The following is a 6000-nucleotide window of genomic DNA, read 5'->3' on the forward strand; positions in this document are numbered from 1 at the left end:
ACATAAATTCAGGCACGCGGCCCGCTGCCTCATCCGGCAGTCCCTGGCCTCCCATCCGGCTTTCTGTACAGGAGAAACGCATGACCACCCTCACCCAAAGCGCCCCGGCGAGCACGCAGGGCTTGCTGCGCAACCGCTGGTTCCAGTTGCTGATCGGCCTGATCTGCATGATGGCCATCTCCAGCCCGCAATACGTCTGGACCCTGTTCACCAAACCCCTGACCGCCAAGCTGGGCGTGCCGCTGTCGGAACTGCAGATCACCTTTTCCATGCTGATCGTGCTGCAGACCTTCTTCTCGCCCTTCCAGGGCAGCCTGATCGAGCGCTTCGGCGCGCGTCGCCTGATCGCCATCGGCACCTTCATGTCCGGCCTGTCCTGGGTCCTGGCGGCGCAAGTCTCCAGCATCGGCATGTTCTACCTGGCCTATGGACTGGTGGGTGGGCTGGGTACCGGCATCGTCTATGTCGGCGTGGTCGGCCAGATGGTGCGCTGGTTCCCCGACCGGCGCGGCTTCGCCGTGGGCATGGTGGCGGCCGGCTATGGCATGGGCGCGATCCTGACCACCTTCCCGATCTCGGCCTCGCTGGCCAGCGCCGGACTGGAAACCACGCTCTGGCAGTTCGGCCTGGTGTTTGCCGTGATCGGCGTCGTCGCTTCGCAGGCCCTGCGCTCGCCCGATGCCAGCCACGCCGCCGCCATGCCGGCCCCGGCCATTGCCGCCAGCACGCATGACCTGGCGCCGCGCCAGATGCTGCGCACCCCGCTGTTCTGGCTGATGTTCGTGATGATGACCATGATGTCGACCTCGGGCCTGATGGTGACCTCGCAGATGGCCACCTTCGCCCGCGACTTCGGCGTGGCCAACGTGATGGTGTTCGGCCTGGCTGCGCTGCCGCTGGCGCTGACCATCGACCGCCTCACCAATGGTCTGACCCGCCCCTTCTTCGGCTGGATCTCGGACCGCTACGGTCGCGAGAACACCATGTTCTTCGCCTTCGCGCTGGAAGGCGTGGCCATGGCGCTGTGGCTGGCCACGCGCGAGAACGCGGTGCTGTTCGTGCTGCTGTCGGGCGTGGTGTTCTTCGGCTGGGGCGAAATCTTTTCGCTCTTCCCCTCCACCCTCACCGACACCTTCGGCACCCGCAACGCCACCGCCAACTATGGCTGGCTGTACATCTCGCAGGGCATCGGCTCCATCTTCGGCGGCCCGCTGGCGGCGATGATGCACGAGAAGACCGGCAGCTGGCATCCGGTGTTCGGCACCGCCATCACGCTGGATATCCTGACAGCCTGCCTGGCGCTGATGGTCCTGAAACCCTGGCGTGCACGCTACCTGGCCAAGGTCTCAGGCTGAAGTCCTCCGCTTCCGCGCTCTGAATCATGATGCCGCCCGGTGCCACGCCGGGCGGCATTTTCTTTTGACGACACCGGCCCGCTTCCCGTCCGGGCGACGGGTTGCCCCCTCCTGCCGTATACTTCCCGTTCTCCTGCATCGCTTGGCAAGCCATCTGCAAGCGGCTTGCAAGGCTTTGTAACTCTCCTGCAACTCAGTACGGTCATGCGGGTCTGACCCTCCCGCGCCTCATCACAAGAACACACTACCGCTGCCTCATGGAAATCGTCTTTACCGTCCTGATCCTGCTGCTGGCCGTCGCCGTCTCCGGCGTGGTAGCCAGGCTGGCACCGTTCAAGCTGCCCCTGCCGCTGTTCCAGATCGCCCTGGGTGCCGTGCTGGCGCTGCCCATGTTCGGGCTTCGCATCAGTTTCGATCCGGAACTGTTCCTGCTGCTGTTCATCCCGCCACTGCTCTTCACCGATGGCTGGCGCATGCCCAAGCGCGAGTTCTTCCGCCTGGCGCGGCCCATCCTGGCGCTGGCACTGGGCCTGGTGATGTTCACCGTGGTCGGGGTGGGCTACTTCATCCACTGGATGATCCCGGTCATTTCCCTGCCCTCGGCCTTCGCCCTGGCGGCGGTGCTCTCGCCCACCGATGCGGTGGCGGTCTCCTCCATCGTCGGCAAGGGCCGCCTGCCGGCCTCCATGCAGCACGTGCTGGAGGGCGAGGCGCTGATGAACGATGCCTCCGGCCTGGTGGCCTTCAAGTTCGCCATCGCCGCTGTCATCACCGGCAGCTTCTCGCTGCTGGACGCCAGCATTTCCTTCGTGCTGATCGCCGCCGGCGGTATCGCGGTGGGCCTGATCGTGGCCTGGGGCTTCGGCCTGATCCGGCGCAAGATCATCGAATGGGCCGGTGACGAGCCGGGCATCCAGGTGGTGCTGCTGCTGCTGATCCCCTTCACGGCCTACATCTTCGCGGAACACTTTGGCCTGTCCGGCATCCTGGCGGCGGTCGCGGCCGGCATGCTGATGCCCTACCTGGAAACGGCCGGCGGTGAATCGGCGGCGACCCGCCTCCAAGGGCGCAGCATCATGACCATGCTGGAGTTCGTCTTCAACGGCATGTCCTTCCTGCTGCTGGGTCTGCAGTTGCCGGGCATCGTCAGCCTGGCGCACGTGGATGCGCAGATGGCCGGCAACGTGCCGGTGTGGCATCTGTTCGTCTACATTCTGGCCATCACGCTGGCGCTGATTGTGCTGCGTTTCGTGTGGGTGTGGATCAACCTGCGCATGCGCCGCTTCGCCTCGGCGCTGCGCGGTCAGAGCGGGCGCAACCGCAAATTCGACCTGCGCCTGATCAGCATCACCGCGCTGTCGGGCGTGCGCGGCGCCATTACCCTGGCCGGCGTGATGTCGATCCCGCTGCTGCTGAAGGAACATACGCCCTTCCCGGCGCGCGACCTGCTGATCTTCCTGGCCACCGGGGTGATCGTCTGCTCGCTGCTGTTTGGCAGCTTCCTGCTGCCGTGGATGCTCAAGGACCTGCAGCTCGATGCCGAGGTCAAGCGGCGCCGCGCCGAAGAGATGATGGCGCGCCTGCGCCTGTCGGAAGCGGCCGTGCGCAGCATCGAAACCGCTCAGGAACGCATCGGCGTGACCCTGGACGAAAACGACCTGGCGCTGCTGACCGAAGTCAGCGGCAGCCTGCTGGCGACCTACCGGATGCGGATGAATGCGGAGAGCGATTCGGAAGAAACCCAGCGCGCCGCCAACCGTTTCAAGCAGTTCGAGCGCGAACTGCGGCTGGAGGCGATCCGCGCCGAGCGGCTGGAGGTGCATTACCTGCGCGCCGAACAGCGCATCAACGATGAAACCTTCCTGATGCTGATCAACCAGATCGACATGGCCGAGACCTGGCTGCTGGGCTCACTGAATGGCCCCGGCCAGCACCACTGAGAACGAGCGGCAACGACAAAGCCCGCGCTGCCATTGGCAGGGCGGGCTTTTCATTGCCCGACGGAATCGGAAAGGCTCAGGCCACCGAATTGATGGTGGTGCCGATGATTTCGCCGGTAGCATTGCGCGAAGCCTGTTCGCGGCGATTGCGTTCTTCGTTGGCGGTCTCGGCACGGGTCTGGTCGGCCTGGATTTCTTCCTGGCGGCGCATTTCGGCCTTGGCGGCGGCTGCCGCCTCTTCGGCACGGCGCACGGCGACCGGATCGTTGGCTTTGCCGGTGGTCGGCGTATTGCCGTTGGGGTCGGAGACGACGGCGTTGACGGCGGAGGAAATGTCGATGGGCATGTTGGGCTCCCTGTAACTGCGAAGACTGAAGACGGATACTGGACCGGATCAGGCGTACCGCTGCCGGTACGAATTCGCTATGTTACGCCCATTGTCGCGCTCTGCCACAGGGAAAATCCTGAGGCATGCAGATTTACCGGGGTGCAATGCGGAAACTGTGATGAATCTGGCAAATAAACCGCCCTATCCCGGTGCACAACGATATCAGGGCGGCAAGTGATTGCCTTGCTGGCAAGCTTGATGTATCACTGGTCAACGGGTTCGTCAGCCCAGCCTCTGGCGCCTACATTCCAGATGAAGCAGCGGGTAAGGCCGTCCTTGACCGTCCAGTTCTGACCGCCCTGTCTTGATGAAGCCCAAGTGCAAGTAAAAAGCGGATGCTTGCTCGTTCTGTTCGTTGACATCCGTCGTCAGAAAAGGCGATAAGCCCAATGCATATTCGACCAGGCCACGACCGATGCCTTTGCCATGATGGGCGGGATCAATAAACAATGCCTCCATGTGCGCGTCATTCAACAACATGAAGCCCAACGGTCTGTCGTTCTCATCGACGGCTAACAGCAATGGAGCATCTGGAAGAAATTCCCGGACCTCATTGGCAATTTCCGCATAGTCAGCCGGGCTCAAAAAATCATGCGTGGCCAGTACGGCATTGCGCCAGATGTCCAGCACCCGATCACCATCGTCGCGATGTGATTTTCTAATATTCATCATATGTCTTCAGGCAAGAGTCGGCGCTATCGGGCTAGTGTTGACGAAATCGATATCGAATTCTTCACACTCAAATTCATCCGGCGGTTCCCAAAGTGCGCTCGCGATCTCGAATATGTGATCCGGCACAAGCATTGAGAATGTGGGACCTTGTTCCTCATTCCTTCGTTGGACACGTTCGCGACGAAGTTCCAGAGGGGCATCAAGCACATGGATACGAAGTGAAAATCCTTCGTCCATGATGCGCCGGCAAAACGCCATTCGAGGTGTTTGTTGGATCAAGCCGAGTTCCAGCACCACATCTCGCCCTGAATCCAGTATTTTTTGGCTATGAATCCAGATCAGGTCCAACAAGCGCTCTTTGCGCTGGACATACCAAGGGACGAAATCACCTTCGGGGCGATCAGGACTAAAGAGCCTGGCGAACCACTCGTCGAGCGCAATATGTACACCTCCGACATTTCCCGCCAAGACGGTGCTGAAGGTAGATTTACCAGCCCCGACAGGGCCTTCAACGAGATGCACTTGATTCATCGCGTGAGTGTTCATTAAGGGGATACGCATTGTATGCGGACAATTGGATGTCTGGAACTGGCCGCTTCGGAGCTTGCACCGGCCACTCACTCGCGGGATGAGTTTTCTGGAAACTCCTCGAATTCACGAAGTCCCACTGATGTTTGGCAATACTTCGGATAGTGCATAAAGAATTCAGGATAACTCGGGGGCGAAGCGCTATGCAAAGGAGACCCATCTATCTGGACGATGTCTGGGCCCACGCCACAAATATTTCCCCCACCTCTCTGAGGGCGGCTTCGCGGCGCGGCATATCCAACGTCGGTGCATCATAGTAAGCAGCGACAAATAGCGGATTACGCTGCGGTGGACGCACGATCGCGTAGTCATTGGTCTGCCGCTCCACGCTGGTGCCGGGGCGGTCGCCTGCCTGCCAATCCGCCGGCAGGGCCGCACGCAGGCGATTGCGTCCGGGGCGGCAAGCGATCATCCAGTCTTCCAGTTGCTGGCGCGCATCCGGACTCAAGACATCGCCCGTCAGGATGGCGCGTGCATTGCCGACGATGGCCCGCGGCGTGGTTGTGTCCCGCTCACCACTGTACTGATTGGACATCGGCTCATAACGGTCGGAACGCGTCACGGTGTCGCCCAGGCTTCGCAAGAAAGCAGTCAAGCCCTCCGGGCCGCCAGCATTGCGCATCAGCAGGATGGCGGCAGTGTTATCACTCAGTTCGACGGTCGCCTGACACAGCTCGCCTACCGTCATGCTGCCGCGCCCGACGTTGGTCAGGGTGGTCGGCGAGGTGAAGATCAGATCCTTCCTGGTATAGGGTATTGATCGTTGCAAGCTCTCCTTGCCTTGATCGACGCGGGCTAGCACCTGCGCAGCGAGCATGCCCTTGAACGTGCTGCACATCAGGAAACGTTCGTCGGCCCGATGCGCCAGTGTCTTGCCCGAACCGGTATCGACCGCGAACACGCCCAGGCGCCCGCCATAGCGGTGTTCCAGTTCGGCTAGCGGCGAGGTAGCGGCGCGCAGGTCAAAGGCGATACCGCCGAGGCCGAATGCCAGGGGAAGGCCGATGCTGAGTTGACGGCGTTTGAAGGAAATGGTCATGGGGAAATTTTCTCGTCA

6 protein-coding genes are annotated in these 6000 nt (G+C 61.7%); 2 read left to right on the forward strand and 4 right to left on the reverse strand.

Annotation, left to right across the window (positions count from 1 at the left end; translation table 11 throughout):
• The first annotated feature begins 80 nt into the window (after nt 1-80).
• Both oxlT and VE092_RS09820 read left to right on the forward strand, forming a co-directional pair.
• The gene (gene oxlT, locus VE092_RS09815; RefSeq protein ID WP_324876183.1) at nt 81-1355 is read left to right on the forward strand and encodes an oxalate/formate MFS antiporter; all 1275 of its coding nucleotides are present in this window, start codon (nt 81-83) and stop codon (nt 1353-1355) included.
• Nucleotides 1356-1612: 257 nt separating this feature from the next.
• Nucleotides 1613-3295, forward strand: coding sequence for a Na+/H+ antiporter (locus VE092_RS09820; RefSeq protein ID WP_324876185.1), 1683 nt, complete (start codon nt 1613-1615; stop codon nt 3293-3295).
• Nucleotides 3296-3371: 76 nt separating this feature from the next.
• Here the strand turns inward: VE092_RS09820 and VE092_RS09825 are convergent, their stop codons facing one another.
• The 4 genes from VE092_RS09825 to bla all read right to left on the reverse strand — a co-directional run bounded on the left by VE092_RS09825 (nt 3372) and on the right by bla (nt 5982).
• Nucleotides 3372-3641 carry a hypothetical protein gene (locus tag VE092_RS09825; protein ID WP_324876188.1) on the reverse strand — a complete coding sequence of 90 codons (270 nt, stop codon included), beginning with the start codon at nt 3639-3641 and terminating at the stop codon, nt 3372-3374.
• 264 nt (nt 3642-3905) lie between these two features.
• Nucleotides 3906-4355 carry an acetyltransferase gene (locus VE092_RS09830; RefSeq protein ID WP_324876190.1) on the reverse strand — a complete coding sequence of 150 codons (450 nt, stop codon included), beginning with the start codon at nt 4353-4355 and terminating at the stop codon, nt 3906-3908.
• Nucleotides 4356-4361: 6 nt separating this feature from the next.
• The gene (locus VE092_RS09835; protein ID WP_324876192.1) at nt 4362-4886 is read right to left on the reverse strand and encodes an ATP-binding protein; all 525 of its coding nucleotides are present in this window, start codon (nt 4884-4886) and stop codon (nt 4362-4364) included.
• A gap of 217 nt (nt 4887-5103) precedes the next feature.
• Nucleotides 5104-5982: a class A beta-lactamase gene (bla, locus tag VE092_RS09840; RefSeq protein WP_324876194.1), complete on the reverse strand. Its 879-nt coding sequence runs from the start codon at nt 5980-5982 to the stop codon at nt 5104-5106.
• Nucleotides 5983-6000: the final 18 nt, after the last annotated feature.

It is taken from the genome of Herbaspirillum sp., from assembly GCF_035644555.1.
Taxonomy (GTDB): Bacteria; Pseudomonadota; Gammaproteobacteria; order Burkholderiales; family Burkholderiaceae_D; genus Herbaspirillum.

Bases quoted from the DNA above. Each gene is read 5' to 3' on its own strand.
- oxlT (WP_324876183.1), top strand. From the start codon at position 81: ATGACCACCCTCACCCAAAGCGCCCCGGCGAGCACGCAGGGCTTGCTG.
- VE092_RS09820 (WP_324876185.1), top strand. From the start codon at position 1,613: ATGGAAATCGTCTTTACCGTCCTGATCCTGCTGCTGGCCGTCGCCGTC.
- VE092_RS09825 (WP_324876188.1), bottom strand. From the start codon at position 3,641: ATGCCCATCGACATTTCCTCCGCCGTCAACGCCGTCGTCTCCGACCCC.
- VE092_RS09830 (WP_324876190.1), bottom strand. From the start codon at position 4,355: ATGATGAATATTAGAAAATCACATCGCGACGATGGTGATCGGGTGCTG.
- VE092_RS09835 (WP_324876192.1), bottom strand. From the start codon at position 4,886: ATGAATCAAGTGCATCTCGTTGAAGGCCCTGTCGGGGCTGGTAAATCT.
- bla (WP_324876194.1), bottom strand. From the start codon at position 5,982: ATGACCATTTCCTTCAAACGCCGTCAACTCAGCATCGGCCTTCCCCTG.